This is a genomic window from Streptomyces sp. NPDC001732 (assembly GCF_053596315.1).
The window spans coordinates 67,488-84,188 of record NZ_JBSFFY010000003.1 but is presented as its reverse complement, the minus strand read 5'-3'; the positions used below and the strand labels follow the sequence as shown (position 1 = coordinate 84,188).

Genomic DNA, 16,701 nt, shown 5'->3' with positions numbered 1-16,701 from the left:
CCTTACATCCGGCCGATGGCGGCCTCGGCGAGCCGGCCGAGTTCCGCGATGGCGTCCTTCGCGGACTGGCTGCCCACGATCGCGGGCTCCAGCGTGGGCTTGATCTTCTCGCGGATCTCCATCCAGGCGGCGGTGCCGCCCTCGGAACACGCGTCACCCATGCTCCGCAGGGAGAGGTCGACGAACTTGTTCTCCTTCACGTACGAGGTGTCGCTGAGGTCCTTCAGGCCGGGTACGGAACCGCGCTGCTCGGCCGCACCGAGGATCGACTCGGGAGTCGCGAGGTACTCGACGAGCGCGCGGGCCGCCGCCGGGTGCTTGGAAGTGGCGGACTGGGTGACGAGGGTGCCGCCCTGGAGCATGGCGGGCCTGCGGTTGGCCAGGATGAAAGACCCGAGCTTGTCGTCCTCGATCAGGTCCGGCGTCTGTTCCCCGGCCTGCTTCCACAGCGCGCTGGTCGTCATCATCATCGACGCCTTGCCGGTCTGCACGTTGGTCGGGGTACCGGGGTCCGTCTTCTTGGCGTAGTCGGCGGAGCCGTCCTTGATGAGGTCCTTGAAGAACTGCAGGGCCTCGACCCCGCGGGCGTCGGTGAACAGCACCTTCCTGCCGTCGGCGCTGAACAGCTGGCCGCCGTTGGCGAAGAGGAAGGTCTCCCAGCACTGGCGCAGATCGATCGAGAACGGGTCGAAACCGATCCGGCCGTTCTTGGTCAGCTGCTTGGCCACGGCGCGCAGCTCGGCCCAGTTCGCCGGGGTCTTCTTGATGCCGGCCTCGGCGAAGTGGTCCTTGCGGTAGACGACGATGCGGGTGTCGAGGACGACCGGCAGCGCGTACAGCTTGCCGTCGTACCGGGACGGCTCCAGTACCCGCTTCTCGTAGTCGTGCGCGGCGGCGAGCTTCTCCGGCAGTTCGGCGATCGCCTTCTTGGCCGCGAACGGCGGGATCCAGCCCACACCCATCATCAGCACGTCGGGCAGCAGACCGCCCGCGAGACCGGTGGTGATCTTCTCGTTGAGCTGTTGGTACGTGGTGTAGTCCACGTTCACCTTGACGTCCGGGTACTTCTTCCGGAAGCCGCCGAGGATCTCCTTCTCCAACAGCGTCTTGCCGTCGGCGCCCTCGTAGATCGGGGTGAGCAGCGTGATCTCGCCTTCGGCGGGGCCGTCGGCCGAACCGCCCGCCGACGTGCCCGTTCCGCACCCGCCGAGGGCGGCGGCAGCGGTGCCCGCGCCGATGGCGGCAAGCAGCGACCGTCTTCTGAGTTCCATGGGACACCCCTTTTGAGGTGGAGGCTGTGGATCGATCCAGCGATGACATCCCGACAGTGGCTGGGAAGTGCTGGTAAATCGATGCAGTGATGCTAGGAACGCCCTCGGAGGGACGTCAACAGCTGATGCACATGAATTTTCGGGGACGTTAACTGGTGAACCGGTGAACCTGGTTCAGTAAATCGATACACTGCTAGAGTCAGACGGATTCCGAACCGGAGGTGGCATGAGCGGGATAACGATCCATCAGGTCGCGGAGGCCGCCGGCGTCTCCGCGAGCACGGTCTCCAACGTCCTCAACGGACGGACGGACCGCATGCAGGCGGCCACGCTGGCCCGCGTGGAGCAGGTGATCGAGCAACTCGGCTACCGGCCCAACCGGGCGGCCCGGATGCTGCGCACCGGACGCATCAAGGTCATCGGCCTCATCGTGCCGTCCGTCGCCAACCCCTTCTGGGGGGCGCTCGCCCGTGAGCTGGAGGCCATCGCGCTCGCCGAGGGGTACCACGTGCTGCTCTGCAACAGCGAGCGCGACCCGGCCCGCGAGCTGAAGTACGGCGAGGAGCTGCTCGCGGACGGGGTCAGCGGAGTGGTGCTCTGCTCCTCGCTGCCCTCGCTCGACCATGTGACGCCGCTGCTCAGCCGCGGTCTGAAGATGGTCGCCTTCGACCGCGCCGCGCAGGCGGGCGACCCGCCGTCGCTGGCCTCCATCAGCGTCGACAACGCGATGGGTGCCGAGCTCGCCACCCGCCATCTGATCGAACTCGGCCACCGAAGACTCGCGTTCGTCTCCGGCTCGGTCCACAGTGTCAACCGCCGCGAGCGGCTGCGCGGCTTCCGGGCGGCCCTGGAGTCGGCCGGCCTCGACCCGGCCGACGCGATCGTCTGGCCCGGCGCCGACACCGCCGAGTTCGGCGACAAGGACGCGGCCGAACTGGGACGGAACGCGGCCAGGGAACTCCTCTGCGGCCCCCGCCCGCCCACCGCGTTCGTCGCCATCAACGACATGTGCGCGATCGGCATCTGCCGGGGGGCCAAGGACGCCGGACGCAGCGCGGGCCGGGACGTGTCCGTGGTCGGCTTCGACGACATCCTCCTCGCCGACCTCTTCGAACCCCCGCTCACCACGGTCCGCCAGCCGCTGCCGGAGATGGCCGCGGAGACGTTCCAGCAACTGCGGGCCCGGATCGACTCGGCCCCCGCGGCGGGACGGTCCCTGCTCATCCGCCCGCGACTGGTCGTCCGGGAGTCCACGGCCCCGGCTCCGGCGCAGAGCGGCACATCGGCCACGGTGCCCGCGGCGAAGCGGCCGACGGCGGGACAGCCGGCCTGAAGCGGCGCCAGGGGGCGGTGACCCGGTCCGGGGAGGGCCGGGCCCGGTGGGGAACGGGGCGGGGCGTCCGGAGCCGCGGCCCCCGTCGCCGGTGTCCGTCCGGGCGCGGTGTGCGGTCGGCGGGTCCTGGCCGCCGACGAGCCGGCCGGCCCTTCGTGTTCATCGGCCTCCCGGCCCATGGGTGGGCACCGCGCCGGGTCACTGCATCGAAGGGTCTACCCCCGGCTCGCTCCTGCGCAGGACGTGAACGAGGGGCGGTGACCGGCACAGTGGAGCGCGATCCAGGTCCCCCTGACGGCACTGCCTCGGAAGGTGCTCCCATGCGCTCCTCTGCCGACCGCCCCCGCACCGCGCTGCGGGCCGCGGTGACCGGTATCTGCTGCGCCGCGGTGGCGGCGTCCATGATGGTCCCGGTCGACGCGGGCGCCGCCCCGCGCTCCGCGACCGAAACCCCCGCACCCGGGATCGAAGCACCGTTCGGCACGGTGTTCCTGCCCAACCTCGACGACGACTCGCGCCGCTGCACCCTGCGCCCCGGCGACCTCGACCGGCTGGACGTGGCCGTGGACGAACGCCTCGCGGCCTGCCACGACGCCGCGAACGCAGTCGTCGACGGCCCCGAGGACGCCAAGGACCTCACCCCGCTCCTGGTGCCGCCCATGGCGGTCGGCGAGGACGCCGTCGGCAGGCTCACGGTGCCCGCCGCGCAACGGCCGTACATCCGGATCTTCGTGCAGGAGGGCAGGCGGTACACCCCGCTCGGTGACGAAGGGGTGCTGACCGCGCGCGCCCTGCGCCGCGGTGTGCGGCTCGCCGTCGAGGGGCGGGACATCGTCCGCGACCGCACCCGGTGGGACGGGCGCGTCGTCGTGACCCTCGCCGTCACCGACCGCGGGCGCACCGGCAGCACGCGGCTCGGGATGAGCGTCGCCCCCGTCCTCCTCCAGCACGATCTCCAGCGCGCCCGGCACGTCTTCGCCGCGGCCCCCGGGAAGGGGCCGGGACAGCCCGCGGAAGTCCCGGCCGCCACCCGCGTGCCCGGCCGATGGGAGGAGTTCGCCGGGTCGCTGCGCGCCGCGACCCGAGCCGTGGGGCTCCCCGACCGGGAACTGAACTTCCAGCCGGGCGGGGCCCGGTGGTGGAAGGACATCTGGCGGCAGGACATCGCCGAACCGGCCTATGCGACCAGGCCGGGACCCGGCGGGCCGCAGACGATGCGGCTCCTGCTGCGCTCGCCGAACCACTGGAAGTCCCCCGACGGTACGAGCGCGAGCCTGCGCAGGGCCGGACGGCTCCTCTTCAAGGACCTGCGCGGACCGGACGTGGGCGTCGTCCAGCAATACACCACCGACCGCGCGGAGAACGTCGACGAACTCCTCAACTTCACCGGCAACATCGAGTCGCTGCCTCCGTACCGGGGCTACCCCGAGGGCCGTGTGGTGTACGGGAGTTCGGCGGACCGGCGCCCCGATCCCTCGTTCGTGCGGATGCTGCGCGACCAGCGGGAACAGCCGCCCGTGGTGATCGACACCTCGTGGCTGCTGGTCGGGCACGCGGACGAGACCGTGCACGTCGTGCGCGCCGACAACGCGCGCGGCTGGACCCTCGCCGTCTCCGACCCCCGCCTCGCGATCGGACTGCTCGAGAAGGTCCGGCGGGCGGGGGAGGGCGGGCAGCAGTTGTTCGCCGACACCGACGCGGAGGACAAGCCCACCGTCGACCAGTTCCTGCGGTACGACGCGGCCAAGGGCGACAACGAGGACGCCGCGCGCCACATCGACGAGCAGGTGCGGGTGCTTCTGCGGGCGACCGGACTGAAGCCCGCCGAACTGGTGCGGCTGCCGGTGCTCTACTTCCGGGTGACCGGCACACCGGGGGCGGACGGCCGCCACATCGCCTTCTCCCCGGCCCTGGCCAACGGCCTGTCGCTGACGGCCGGGGACTTCGCGGCCCCCGCGCCGCACGGCCCCCGGCTCGCCGGGCGCGATCTGTTCCGGACGGAGGCCGAGCGGCGGCTGACGGCGAACGGCGTACGGGTGCACTGGGTGGAGAACTTCTCCTGGGCCCACCTGGGCGGCGGCGAGGTGCACTGCGCGACGAACGCGCTCCGCGACATCGACCGGTAGCGAGGCCGGCGCCGGGCACGACGCCCCGTCCCGCCGCGTCGGTGCTCGGGGCGGGACGTCCGGGCCGGGCGAGTGCGCCCGGCCCGGACCCTCGTGCCGGAGCGCCGGACGCGTCAGACGAGGTCGAACCTGTCGAGGTCCATCACCTTGGCCCACGCCGCGGCGAAGTCGCGCACGAACTTCTCCTTCGCGTCGTCGCTCGCGTAGACCTCGGCCAGGGCGCGCAGCTCCGAGTTCGAGCCGAAGACCAGGTCGGCGCGGGTGCCGGTCCACTTGACCTCGCCCGTGGCGGCGTCGCGGCCCTCGAAGACGTCCTGGGCCCCGGACGCCGACTTCCACGTCGTACCCAGGTCGAGCAGGTTGACGAAGAAGTCGTTGGTCAGCGTGCCCGGGGCGTCGGTGAGGACGCCGTGCCCGGACTGCTGGTGGTTGGCGCCCAGGACGCGTAGACCGCCGACGAGGACGGTCATCTCGGGCGCGCTCAGGGTCAGCAGGTTCGCCCTGTCGAGCAGCAGGTACTCGGCGCGCAGCCGGTTGCCCTTGCCGACGTAGTTGCGGAACCCGTCGGCGGCCGGCTCCAGAGCGGCGAACGACTCCACGTCGGTCTGCTCCTGCGACGCGTCGACACGGCCCGGCGTGAACGGCACCTCGACGCCGACGCCGCCCTCCCGCGCCGCCTGCTCGACGGCCGCGCTGCCCGCGAGCACGATCAGGTCGGCCAGCGAGACCTGCTTGCCGCCGGTCTGCGCGGAGTTGAAGGACTCCTGGATGCCCTCCAGGGTGTGCAGCACCGCTGCCAGGTCGTCGGGGTTGTTGACCTCCCAGCTCCGCTGCGGCTCCAGGCGGATGCGGGCACCGTTGGCGCCGCCGCGTTTGTCGCTGCCGCGGAAGGACGAGGCCGCGGCCCACGCGGCGGACACGAGCTGCGGGACGGTGAGGCCCGAGCCGAGGACCTGCTCCTTGAGGGAGGCGATGTCCGCGGCGTCGACCAGCTCGTACGTGCGCTCGGGCAGCGGGTCCTGCCACAGCTGGGTCTCGGCGGGGACTTCCGGACCCAGGTAGAGCGAGACCGGGCCCATGTCGCGGTGGGTCAGCTTGAACCACGCACGGGCGAAGACGTCGGCGAACTCGTCCGGGTTCTCGTAGAAGCGCCGCGAGATCTGCTCGTAGACCGGGTCGAAGCGGAGCGACAGGTCGGTGGTGAGCATCGTCGGGGGGTGCTTCTTGGACGGGTCGTGCGCGTCGGGGACGACCGCCTCGGCATTCTTCGCCACCCACTGGTGGGCGCCGGCCGGGCTCTTGCCGAGCTCGTACTCGTACTCGAAGAGGTGCTTGAAGAAGTCGTTGCTCCACCGGGTCGGTGTGGTGGTCCAGGTGACCTCCAGACCGCTGGTGATGGCGTCACCGCCCTTGCCGGTGCCGTACGTGCTCGCCCAGCCCAGGCCCTGCGCCTCGATCGGGGCGGCCTCGGGGTCGGCGCCCACGTGGTCGGCCGGGCCCGCGCCGTGGGTCTTGCCGAAGGTGTGGCCGCCCGCGATGAGGGCGACGGTCTCCTCGTCGTTCATCGCCATGCGACGGAACGTCTCGCGGATGTCACGGGCCGCGGCGACCGGGTCCGGGGTGCCGTTGGGGCCCTCGGGGTTGACGTAGATGAGGCCCATCTGCACGGCGCCCAGCGGGTTCTCCAGCTCCCGGTCACCGGTGTAGCGCTCGTCGCCGAGCCAGGTGGTCTCGGGGCCCCAGTAGACGTCCTCCTCGGACTCCCACACGTCCGCGCGGCCGCCCGCGAAACCGAAGGTCTTGAAGCCCATCGACTCCAGCGCGACGTTGCCGGCGAGGATCAGCAGGTCGGCCCAGGAGATCGACCGGCCGTACTTCTTCTTGACCGGCCACAGCAGACGGCGGGCCTTGTCGAGGTTGCCGTTGTCCGGCCAGCTGTTGAGCGGGGCGAAGCGCTGCTGCCCCGCGCCCGCGCCGCCGCGGCCGTCGCTGATCCGGTACGTACCGGCGCTGTGCCAGGCCATGCGGACCATCAGCGGGCCGTAGTGGCCGAAGTCGGCGGGCCACCAGTCCTGCGAAGTGGTCAGCACCTCCGCGATGTCCCGCTTCACGGCCGCCAGGTCGAGGGCCCGGAACGCCTCGGCGTAGTCGAACTCCTCACCGAGCGGGTTCGCGACGGCGGGGTTCTTCGCGAGGATCTTCAGGTTGAGGCGCTCCGACCACCACTGGCGGTTTCCGCCGCCCTGTGTGGGGTGCGGCGCGCGCTCGTGCGCGACGGGACAGCCACCGCTCGCCTCCTCCGACTTCGGGACGGTGACGATCGCGTCGTGGTTCTCAGACATGGGAATCCTTCCGGGCCGAGCGGGTCACATCGTTCAGAAGCTGCATGCGCAGGTCCACAGGTGCTGCTGGTACAGGAGTTGCCGGTACGGAGATCGCTGATTCTGGAACGGCCGGGTGCGCGATCGCGCGTTCAGGGAGGCGGGTGAGACGCCTCGACGCCCAGGTGCCCGGCATCCCGCTCGGTCCCGAAGGGCGCGCCACGCGTGTTCGCCGTCTGCCGGAGAGCACCGCCCGTCACGTCCGCAGTGGTCCCGTCATGTCTCAGTCTCCCGCCGTACCGGACTTTCCCGTTCCCTTGGCCTGCGCTGGGATCGATCCTACGATCGACGGAGTCCAGGTCAAGAAGCACGTCTGTTCCGAATCGAGTCGGAAGCTGTACGACTACCGCTGGAATCCGGTACTTCAACGAGCCTGAATGGGTGGACCGACATGAGCGACCTGCTGGAGCGGCTCCGGGGACGTGGTTGGCGGGTGACCTCTCAGCGGCGTGTCGTCGCGGAGGTCCTCGACGGCGACCACGTGCACCTGACGGCCGACGAGGTGCACGCCCGCGCGACGGAGCGGTTGCCGGAGATCTCCCGGGCGACCGTCTACAACACCCTGGGGGAGATGGTCTCGCTCGGCGAGGTCGTGGAGGTCTCCACCGACGGCCGCGCGAAGCGCTACGACCCGAACGCGCACCGTCCGCACCAGCACCTCGTGTGCTCGGGCTGCGGCACGATCCGCGACGTGCACCCGACGGGCGATCCGCTGGCCGGGCTGCCGGCCGAGGAGCGGTTCGGCTTCACCGTGTCCGGGGCCGAGATCACGTACCGGGGGCTGTGCCCGGCGTGCCGCTAGTGCTGTGGCCCCTGCCGTACGAGCGGCTGTGTGCGGGGTGCGCTCAGGCACGATGGATGCGGTACACGTCCCTGACGCAGAGGTTGAGGAGGGTGGCCGCCACGATGGCACAGGAACAGACCAGGAGCACGGTGCGGTCGGCCCAGGCGTGGGCGGCGAGTGCGGTGACGAGGTAGCCGAGCGGGATGGCGAGACGCTCCCCGACACCGTTGAACGAGCTCATCCGGCCCATCTCCTCCTGGGGCACGTGCTGTTGGAGCGCCGTGGTCCACGCCACGACGGCGACGTCCACCCCGATGCCCGCCAGCACGGCGGCCAGGAGCACCCAGGGCAGGGGCAGACCGAAGCCCAGTGCCGCCGGTGGCAGACAGAGCCCGGCACCGGTGACGACGGCCGTGGCCAGCAGCCGGTACGGCTTCCACCGCAGGCACACCACTGTCCCCGCCAGCAATCCGGACGCGAACGCGCCCTGCACGAGCCCCCAGGAACGTGCCCCCGCGTAGTGCTCGGCCGCGACCACGGGGCCGAGGAGCTGAAAACCGGCCAGCCACGCGGCGACCACCACCGTCCCGGCCGCGGTGTACGTCCACAGCCAGGTGCGGCGCCGGAAGCCGGACCAGCCGGCGCGCAGATCGGCCAGGACGCCGCTCCTCGCGACCGGTGCGCTCAACCGCAGGCCGAGCAGCAGGAGCGCCGCGACCAGAAAGCTGAGCGCGTCCCACGACAACGCCCACGCCGGGCCGCCGACCGCCACGATCACTCCTCCGACGACGGGACCGAGCACTTTGACGGCGTTGCCCGGGAGCCGGAGCAGCGCGTTGGCCTGCTGCAGATGCTCCGCCGCGACCACCTGCGCCACGACGCCCGTCGCGGCCGGAGCGGTGAAGGCCGTGGCCACCCCGGACGCGAAGCCGCACACCGCGATCGAAGCGGTCGTCGCGTGCCCGGTGGCCACGAGCGTCGCGAGCACTCCCTGCGCGGCTGCGGCCAGGAGATTGCCCAGGAACAGAATCCGGCTGCGCGACAGACGGTCGGCGAGGACGCCTCCCGCGACGGTGAAGACGATCGTCGGGACCGAATTCGTCGCCAGCACGACACCGAGCGACCCGGCCCCGCCGCCCTGCCCGATCACCGCGTAGGCGAGCGCGACCGGTGCCATCGCGGAGCCGGTCGCCGAGACGAGATTGGCGAGCACGAACCGCCGGAAGGCAGGAACTCGCAAGGGCGCCAGACGGGTCGCGGGCGGTTCGGCGGTGGTCTTCATGGTCCTCCCGTGACCGGCGCGGAGGTTGCTCCGGTCCCTGCCGCGTCCGGGCCGTCAACCCCTCGGTGCGGTCCGGTCCGGCTCCTCGCCGATCGCTGTTCGCAGCGGGTCGTGGCGGGGCCGGGCGCGAAACGCGCGTCGCTCCACCGATCACGGGGGTACAGCCGGACGGGCATGCGCACCAGGTCGTCCGGCTCCCACGCGTAGCGGGGCCGCACAGGGGCGTGCAGGAAGCCGTCGTTGTTGCCGAGGACCTCCGGGTTCACCCTGCGGAACGCGGGGTCGGCGCGGCGGCAGGCGCGTTCGACGGCTTCACCGAGCCGGTCCATGTCGGCGAGGAAGGACAGCGGCTCGGCCCTCGGCAGCCCGGACAGGCGTTGTACCCGCGGTTCGTCGGTGAGGAGCACCGAGTACCCGGGCAGGAACTGCACGTCCCCGACCGCGGCGAACCCCGCGTCCGGACGCCGCAGTACGGTCGGGTTCTCACTCCGCGGCGCGCTGCCCGTCCGGTCGGGCCGCCAGTCGGAAGCCATTCCCGAAACCTACCTCCGGTCCAGCCGGAACCGCTCCGTCACAGGCGTTGTTCGGCCAGATCCAGCCAGTGCTCCACGTCGCCCGGGGCGAAGTGCCGGACGGCCCAGTCGGCCATGCGCAGACTCATGTGGGCCCAGCAAGGGCGCAGGACGTCCTCGGGCAGGGCGTCCAGGACGGCGTCGAGGCGACGGACGACCCCGGGGGCCTGCTCCTTCGCGTGCAGTCCGAAGCGCAGGGTGACCAGGTCGAAGCGGCGGTCTCCCCGTCCGGCACCGTCCCAGTCGACGACCCCGGTGACGGAACCGTCCACGGCGAGCAGGTTGCCGTGGTGGAAGTCCTGGTGCACGACGTCGTCCCCGGCCAGGTGGGGAGGACGGGCGGCGCCGGCCGATCCGATCCGCCGTTCCAGGGCCGCGCCGCGCCGACCGTGCCGGCGCAGCGGTTCGTGAAGGCAGTAGCCGGGGCCGTCCTCGAGCAGGTACAGGTTCACCGGCGGGACGTCCGCGCGCCCGGCGAGCAGCCCCGCCTGCGACTCGTTGAGGGCGAGGGCCCGGTCCAGGCCGTGGTGGTCCAGCAGTTCCAGCGGCGCGCCCGGCAGGAGTTGCTGGACCAGCACCACCGCGCCGTCCACCTGGAGCGCCAGCTCCGTCGACGGGCAGGGATACCCCCGGCCGCGCAGCACCTCGCACACCGCCAGGGGGCCCGCCCGCAGCTCGTCGAGCCGGGCGCCCGGCCGCCACTTCAGCACGGACCGGTGGCCGTCGGGCCACCGCACGTACGCGGCACCCACCTCGCCTCCCGGACAGGGGCCCTCGACCACCAGTCGTACGCCCGCCCCGGCATGCACGGCGGCCACCAGCCGGTCGGGGTCGAGGCGTTCGGTACGTGTCCAGTTCTGCGGTGGTGCGGTCATCGGAGCATTCTCCGACGCGGCAGCGGCCGTCCTTCCGCAGGGGCGGAAGGACGGCCGGTGGTGCCGGTGCCCTCGTGTCGTGGCTGCCGTGCCGGGGGAGGGGGACGGCCCTTCCCCGGCACGGCAGGTTTGGTGCCGGTGCGGGAGGGGCGCCGGGCCGGACGACACCGGCACCCCTCCCGCACCGGGTCAGTCGGCCGACGCCGTCCAGCCCCGGGCCTCCATCAGGGCCGCGTCGCCGGAGCGGCTGTCGTCGAAGGCCGTCCGGCCGCCGTCCTCGACGCGGACGGCGTCCACGTACACCCCGCGGCCCACGTACCGCTGGTCCGTCGTGTACCGCCAGCGCAGGCGCACCTCCTTGCCGCGCCACGGGGCGAGGTCCGCCTCCAGGCGGTGCCACACCCGGCCCGACCAGCCGGAGACGGAGCCGGTGGGGTGGGCCTCCGGTGCCGGGCGGGAACCCTGTGCCGTCGGGACGGTGGTGAACGGCACCGGCTGCCAGGTGGTCCCGGCGTCCGCCGACGCCTCCAGGAAGACGAAGTCGGAGCCGGGCTCGGTGTCCCACCACAGCGCCGAGTCCAGCCGGGCCCTGGAGGACGAGAGCCGCAGCGGGGGCAGGGCGAGCGTCGCCTCGGTGGCGTTCGCCTGGCCCGAGAACCACGCCGTGCGCCCCCGGAACGGACGGACCGCGACCGCGCGCGCCATCCGGTTGGCGGCAGCCACCCGCGGTGCGCTGCCGGAACGCCAACTGCGCACGGGGTGAACGGAGTTGCCGAGAACGATCAGGAACGAGTCGGTCGTCGGGTCCAGGACGAGGCTGGTGCCGGTGAAACCGGTGTGGCCCGCCGTGCGGGGCGTGGCCATCGCGCCCATGTACCAGTGCTGGTAGAGCTCGAAACCGAGCCCGTGCGCGTCGCCGGGGAACGCGGTGTTGAAGTCGGTGAACAGCAGCTCGACCGAGGCGGGGGAGAGGATGCGTGCCCGCCCGTACACCCCGCCGTTGAGCAGCGTACGGGCGAGGATCGCGAGGTCCCAGGCACAGGAGAAGACCCCGGCGTGCCCCGCCACCCCGTCCAGGCTGTACGCGTTCTCGTCGTGCACCTCGCCCCAGACCAGTCCGCGGTCCAGCCCGGACCAGGGGAGCCGGGCGTCCTCGGTCGCGGCGATCTTCGGCTTCCAGGAGGCCGGCGGGTTGTACCGGGTGCGGTGCATCCCGAGCGGAGCGGTGATCTGCTCGCGGAGCAGGACGTCCTGCGTGCGGCCGGTGATCTTCTCCAGGACCAGTTGCAGCGAGATCAGGTTGAGGTCGGAGTAGAGGTACACCGTGCCCGGCGGATTCGCGGGCACCTCGTCCCACAGGAGCCGCAGCTTCCCCTCCCGCGTCGGCGCCTTGTACAGCGGGATCCAGGAACGGAAACCGGAGGTGTGCGTGAGCAGTTGACGGATCGTGATGTCCTGCTTGCCACCGCCGGCGAAGTCGGGCAGGTACGAGGCGACCTTCGCCTCCAGTTCCAGCGTCCCGCGCTCCATCTGCTGCACCGCCAGGATCGAGGTGAACAGCTTGGAAACCGAGGCCAGGTCGAAGACCGTGTCCTCGGCCATGGGGATCTGCCGGTCGGGCGGGAACTCTACCCCGGTGTCGGTCTTCTCGTCGTACGCCTCGTAGCGCACGGCCTTGCCGATGGGGTGGTGCAGGGCCACCGTGCCGCCCCGCCCGGCGAGCAGCACCGCTCCCGCGTACCAGGGGTGCTTGGGGGAGGCGTCGAGGAACTTCTCCGCGTCGGCGACCAGTTGGTCCAGGGGCTCCTGCAACAGCCCGGCGCGGGCGGCCGTTCCGCGGCGCAGCGTGGGGCGGCCGTGCCCCGGCGCCCCGCTCGTCCCGGCCTCCGCGCTCATGTCCGACGACCCCGTCCCCGACTCCATGGCCGACGCCCGCTCCGCGAACGGAATCGGCGCCAGGGCGAGTGCTCCGCCCAGGGCCAGCATCCCACCGCCCAGCCTCCGTCGGCTGATTCCCCGGCCGGCCACGTCCTCGGTCATCCGGAACCCCTTCCTACCGCCTGAAAGTAACTTTCGAACTCTCTTCCGGAAGTGAAACTTCCTGCCGAGGCAGAGAGTACTGCCGCCCCGGCCGCCACGGAGGTCCCCTGCGTCACAAAGAATCTGACGAAGCATCAGAAAATCTCTTCCCTCGGCCGGCGGACTGCGGCATCCTGCGCCCCATGGAGACGGAGCTGAGCAGGAAACTGGGAGTCGAGCACGCCATCTTCGGCTTCACGCCGTTCCCCGCGGTGGCCGCGGCCATCACCCGGGCCGGAGGGTTCGGCGTGCTCGGCGCGGTCCGCTACACCGCCCCCGACGACCTCGCGCGCGACCTCGACTGGATGCAGGAGCACACCGACGGCAAGCCGTACGGCCTCGACGTCGTCATGCCCGCCAAGAAGGTGGCAGGGGTGACCGAGGCCGACATCGAAGCGATGATCCCGGCCGGGCACCGGAAGTTCGTCCGGGACACCCTGGCCGAGCACGGCGTCCCCGAACTCGCCGAGGGCGAGGCGTCCGGCTGGCGCATCACCGGCTGGATGGAGGAGGTCGCCCGCAACCAGCTCGACGTCGCCTTCGACTACCCCATCCGGCTCCTCGCCAACGCCCTGGGATCCCCGCCCGCCGACGTCGTCCGGCGCGCCCACGACCGGGACGTGCTCGTCGCCGCCCTCGCCGGAAGCGCCAAGCACGCCCGGCACCACGCCGACGCGGGCATCGACATCGTCGTCGCCCAGGGGTACGAGGCGGGCGGCCACACCGGGGAGATCGCCTCCATGGTCCTGGTGCCCGACGTGGTCGACGCCGTCGGACCGCTGCCCGTCCTCGCCGCCGGCGGTATCGGCAGCGGCGAGCAGATCGCGGCCGGACTCGCGCTCGGCGCCCAGGGCGTCTGGCTCGGCTCGCTCTGGCTGACCACCGAGGAGGCCGAACTCCACTCCCGCGCGCTGACCCGCAAACTCCTCGCCGCCGGCTCCGGCGACACCGTCCGCTCCCGCGCCCTCACCGGCAAACCCGCCCGCCAGCTCCGTACCGCGTGGACCGACGCCTGGGACGACCCGGCGGGCCCCGGACCCCTGCCCATGCCGCTCCAGGGACTGCTGGTCGCCGAGGCCGTCTCGCGCATCCAGAAGTACGAGACCGGCGCGCTGCTCGGCACCCCCGTCGGCCAGATCGTCGGCCGGATGAACAGCGAACGCAGCGTGCAGGCCGTCTTCGACGACCTGACCCGTGGCTTCGAACGGGCCGTGGACCGGATCAACCGCATCGCCGGACGGAGCACCTCATGACACCGCCGCCCAACGGATTCTGGACCCAGGCCACCGCCGACCCCGACCGGACGGTGCTGATCGCACCCGACGGCGGGAGCTGGACGGCCGGCCGGCTGCACGCCGCCGCCAACCGCATGGTCCACGGACTGCGCGCGGCCGGACTGGAGCGCGGCGACACGTTCGCGGTCGTGCTGCCCAACGGCGCCGAGTTCTTCACCGCCTACCTGGCCGCCGCCCAGGCCGGCTTCTATCTCGTCCCCGTCAACCACCACTTCGTCGGCCCCGAGATCGCCTGGATCGTCTCCGACTCCGGCGCCAAGGTGCTCATCGCCCACGAGCGGTTCGCGCGGGCCGCGACCGAGGCCGCCGACGAGGCGAAGCTGCCGTCGGGCCACCGCTACGCCGTGGGAGCCGTCGACGGCTTCCGCCCGTACGCCGAACTGCTCGAAGGACAGCCCGAGGACGCCCCGGACGACCGCACCCTGGGCTGGGTCATGAACTACACCTCGGGCACCACGGGCCGCCCGCGCGGCATCCGCCGTCCGCTCCCCGGCAGGCTCCCCGAGGAGAGCCACCTCGGCGGCTTCCTCGGCATCTTCGGCATCAGGCCCTTCGACGGCAACGTCCACCTGGTCTGCTCACCGCTCTACCACACCGCCGTACTCCAGTTCGCGGGCGCGTCCCTGCACATCGGCCATCCGCTGGTCCTGATGGACCGGTGGACCCCCCAGGAGATGCTGCGCCTCATCGACACCCACCGCTGCACCCACACGCACATGGTCCCCACCCAGTTCCACCGCCTCCTCGCCCTGCCCGAGGACGTGAAACGGCGCTACGACGTCACCTCCATGCGGCACGCCGTCCACGGGGCGGCCCCCTGTCCCGACCACGTGAAGCGCGCCATGATCGACTGGTGGGGGAAGTGCGTCGAGGAGTACTACGCGGCCAGCGAGGGCGGCGGCGCCTTCGCCACCGCCGACGACTGGCTGAAGAAGCCCGGCACGGTCGGCAGGGCCTGGCCGATCAGTGAACTCGCCGTCTTCGACGACGACGGCAACCGGCTGCCGCCCGGCGAGCTCGGCACCGTCTACCTGAAGATGAACACCGGCGGCTTCAGCTACCACAAGGACGAGGCCAAGACCCGGAAGAACCGCATCGGCGACTTCTTCACCGTCGGCGACCTCGGCATCCTCGACGAGGACGGCTACCTCTTCCTCCGCGACCGCAAGATCGACATGATCATCTCCGGCGGCGTCAACATCTACCCCGCCGAGATCGAGGGCGTCCTCCTCGGCCACCCCGCCGTCGCCGACGTCGCGGTCTTCGGCATCCCGCACCCCGACTGGGGCGAGGAGGTCAAGGCGGTCGTCGAACCCGCCCCCGGACACGGGGCGGGCGAGGAACTGGCCGCCGCGATCCTGCGCCACTGCGAGGCCCGGCTCGCCGGGTACAAACGCCCCAGGAGCATCGACTTCACCGCGGAGATGCCCCGCGACCCGAACGGCAAGCTGTACAAGCGCAGGCTGCGCGACCCGTACTGGGAGGGACAACCCCGGACGCCGTGAGCCGCCGTCCGTCCGCCGTCCGACGCGCGTTCCGGGCCGGGGTCTGGCAGCGTGTGGCCCATGAACGCGCGCGCGACGGTCCGGTCCCTGGCGACCCGGTGGACGGTGGCCGTGCCGGTCGTCGCCGCACTCGCACTGGTGTTCAGCTGGGGGCGGGAGCTGCCGGCGTTCGCCGTCGGCGTGGTCGCGCTCTGCCTCGCGGGTGCCGTCCTCGCCGCCGTGCACCACGCCGAGGTGATCGCCCACCGGGTCGGCGAACCGTTCGGCTCACTGGTGCTGGCCGTCGCCGTGACCGTGATCGAAGTGGCCCTGATCGTCACCCTGATGGCGGGCGGCGGCCCCAAGGCGGCCGAGCTGGCGCGCGACACCGTGTTCGCCGCCGTGATGATCACCTGCAACGGCATCGTCGGACTGTCCCTGCTCGTGGGGGCCGTCCGCACCCGCGTCGCCGTCTTCAACGCCGAGGGCTCCGGCGCCGCCCTCGCGACCGTCGCCACGCTCGCCACGCTCAGTCTGGTCCTGCCGACCTTCACCATCGGCAAACCGGGTCCCGAGTTCTCCCCTGCCCAACTGGCCTTCGCCGCCGTCGCCTCGCTCTTCCTGTACGGGCTGTTCGTCGCCGTGCAGACGGTGCGTCACCGCGAGTACTTCCTCCCGCTCACCCAGGAGGGCACGCTCAAGGAGGAGGAACAGCACGCACCACTGCCGGGCCGGGGCGCCACGGCCCTGAGCCTGACGATGCTGCTGGTCGCGCTCGTCGCGGTCGTCGGGGACGCCAAGTCCGTCTCGCCGGCCATCGAGGCCGGGGTGGGGGCGGCCGGGATGCCCCAGGCCGTGGTCGGCGTCGTCATCGCCCTGCTGGTGCTGCTGCCGGAGACCCTGGCGGCGGTGCGGGCGGCCCGCCGCGAACGCGTCCAGACCAGCCTCAACCTCGCCCTCGGCTCGGCGATGGCCAGCATCGGTCTGACCATCCCGGCCATCGCCCTCGCCTCGGTCTGGCTCGACGGACCGCTCCACCTCGGCCTCGGCGCCACCCACATGGTGCTGCTCGCGCTCACCGTGGTGGTCGGCGCGCTGACCGTCGTACCCGGACGGGCCACCCTGCTCCAGGGCGGCGTCCACCTGTCGATCTTCGTCGCCTTCGTCTTCCTCGCGATCAGCCCCTGACCGCCCGCGGGCGGTCAGGGGCCGATCGCAC

At 72.0% G+C, this 16,701-nt stretch carries 11 protein-coding genes and 1 pseudogene; 6 read left to right on the top strand and 6 right to left on the bottom strand.

Going from position 1 to position 16,701, the window contains the following annotated elements; genetic code table 11:
* Positions 1-2: 2 nt before the first annotated feature.
* Positions 3-1,271, bottom strand: coding sequence for an ABC transporter substrate-binding protein (locus tag ACWCXX_RS05375; RefSeq protein WP_451124528.1), 1,269 nt, complete (start codon positions 1,269-1,271; stop codon positions 3-5).
* A 226-nt stretch (positions 1,272-1,497) separates the two neighbouring features.
* On the opposite strand from ACWCXX_RS05375, the gene ACWCXX_RS05370 reads away from it, so the two are divergent.
* A complete protein-coding gene (locus tag ACWCXX_RS05370) occupies positions 1,498-2,604 on the top strand; it encodes a LacI family DNA-binding transcriptional regulator (protein ID WP_451124526.1) in 1,107 nt (368 codons plus the stop codon).
* Positions 2,605-2,924: 320 nt separating this feature from the next.
* A complete protein-coding gene (locus tag ACWCXX_RS05365) occupies positions 2,925-4,730 on the top strand; it encodes a protein-arginine deiminase family protein (protein WP_451124524.1) in 1,806 nt (601 codons plus the stop codon).
* 113 nt (positions 4,731-4,843) lie between these two features.
* On the opposite strand, the gene katG is transcribed toward ACWCXX_RS05365, so the two are convergent.
* Positions 4,844-7,072 carry a catalase/peroxidase HPI gene (gene katG / locus ACWCXX_RS05360; protein WP_451124522.1) on the bottom strand — a complete coding sequence of 743 codons (2,229 nt, stop codon included), beginning with the start codon at positions 7,070-7,072 and terminating at the stop codon, positions 4,844-4,846.
* Between the two features lie 430 nt (positions 7,073-7,502).
* On the opposite strand from katG, the gene ACWCXX_RS05355 reads away from it, so the two are divergent.
* Positions 7,503-7,913 carry a Fur family transcriptional regulator gene (locus tag ACWCXX_RS05355; protein WP_451124520.1) on the top strand — a complete coding sequence of 137 codons (411 nt, stop codon included), beginning with the start codon at positions 7,503-7,505 and terminating at the stop codon, positions 7,911-7,913.
* A gap of 43 nt (positions 7,914-7,956) precedes the next feature.
* Here the strand turns inward: ACWCXX_RS05355 and ACWCXX_RS05350 are convergent, their stop codons facing one another.
* The 4 genes and pseudogenes from ACWCXX_RS05350 to ACWCXX_RS05335 form a co-directional block, all read right to left on the bottom strand.
* The gene (locus ACWCXX_RS05350) at positions 7,957-9,177 is read right to left on the bottom strand and encodes an MFS transporter (protein ID WP_451124518.1); all 1,221 of its coding nucleotides are present in this window, start codon (positions 9,175-9,177) and stop codon (positions 7,957-7,959) included.
* 54 nt (positions 9,178-9,231) lie between these two features.
* Positions 9,232-9,710, bottom strand: a pseudogene (locus ACWCXX_RS05345) (diadenosine tetraphosphate hydrolase).
* A gap of 38 nt (positions 9,711-9,748) precedes the next feature.
* On the bottom strand, positions 9,749-10,624 hold the full coding sequence (locus ACWCXX_RS05340; RefSeq protein ID WP_451124516.1) for an aminoglycoside phosphotransferase family protein: 876 nt from the start codon (positions 10,622-10,624) through the stop codon (positions 9,749-9,751).
* A 189-nt stretch (positions 10,625-10,813) separates the two neighbouring features.
* A complete protein-coding gene (locus ACWCXX_RS05335; RefSeq protein WP_451124514.1) occupies positions 10,814-12,664 on the bottom strand; it encodes a serine hydrolase in 1,851 nt (616 codons plus the stop codon).
* Between the two features lie 182 nt (positions 12,665-12,846).
* Between ACWCXX_RS05335 and ACWCXX_RS05330 the strand changes: the two genes are divergently transcribed.
* From ACWCXX_RS05330 to ACWCXX_RS05320, 3 genes are read left to right on the top strand one after another with little or no spacing between them, the layout of a single operon-like run.
* Complete coding sequence (locus tag ACWCXX_RS05330; protein ID WP_451124512.1) at positions 12,847-13,956, top strand: NAD(P)H-dependent flavin oxidoreductase; 1,110 nt, start codon at positions 12,847-12,849, stop codon at positions 13,954-13,956.
* Positions 13,953-15,503 carry an acyl-CoA synthetase gene (locus ACWCXX_RS05325; RefSeq protein WP_451124510.1) on the top strand — a complete coding sequence of 517 codons (1,551 nt, stop codon included), beginning with the start codon at positions 13,953-13,955 and terminating at the stop codon, positions 15,501-15,503. Before ACWCXX_RS05330 ends, ACWCXX_RS05325 begins: the two co-directional genes overlap by 4 nt.
* Positions 15,504-15,563: 60 nt before the next feature.
* Positions 15,564-16,670 carry a calcium:proton antiporter gene (locus tag ACWCXX_RS05320; RefSeq protein ID WP_451124508.1) on the top strand — a complete coding sequence of 369 codons (1,107 nt, stop codon included), beginning with the start codon at positions 15,564-15,566 and terminating at the stop codon, positions 16,668-16,670.
* Positions 16,671-16,701 lie beyond the last annotated feature (31 nt).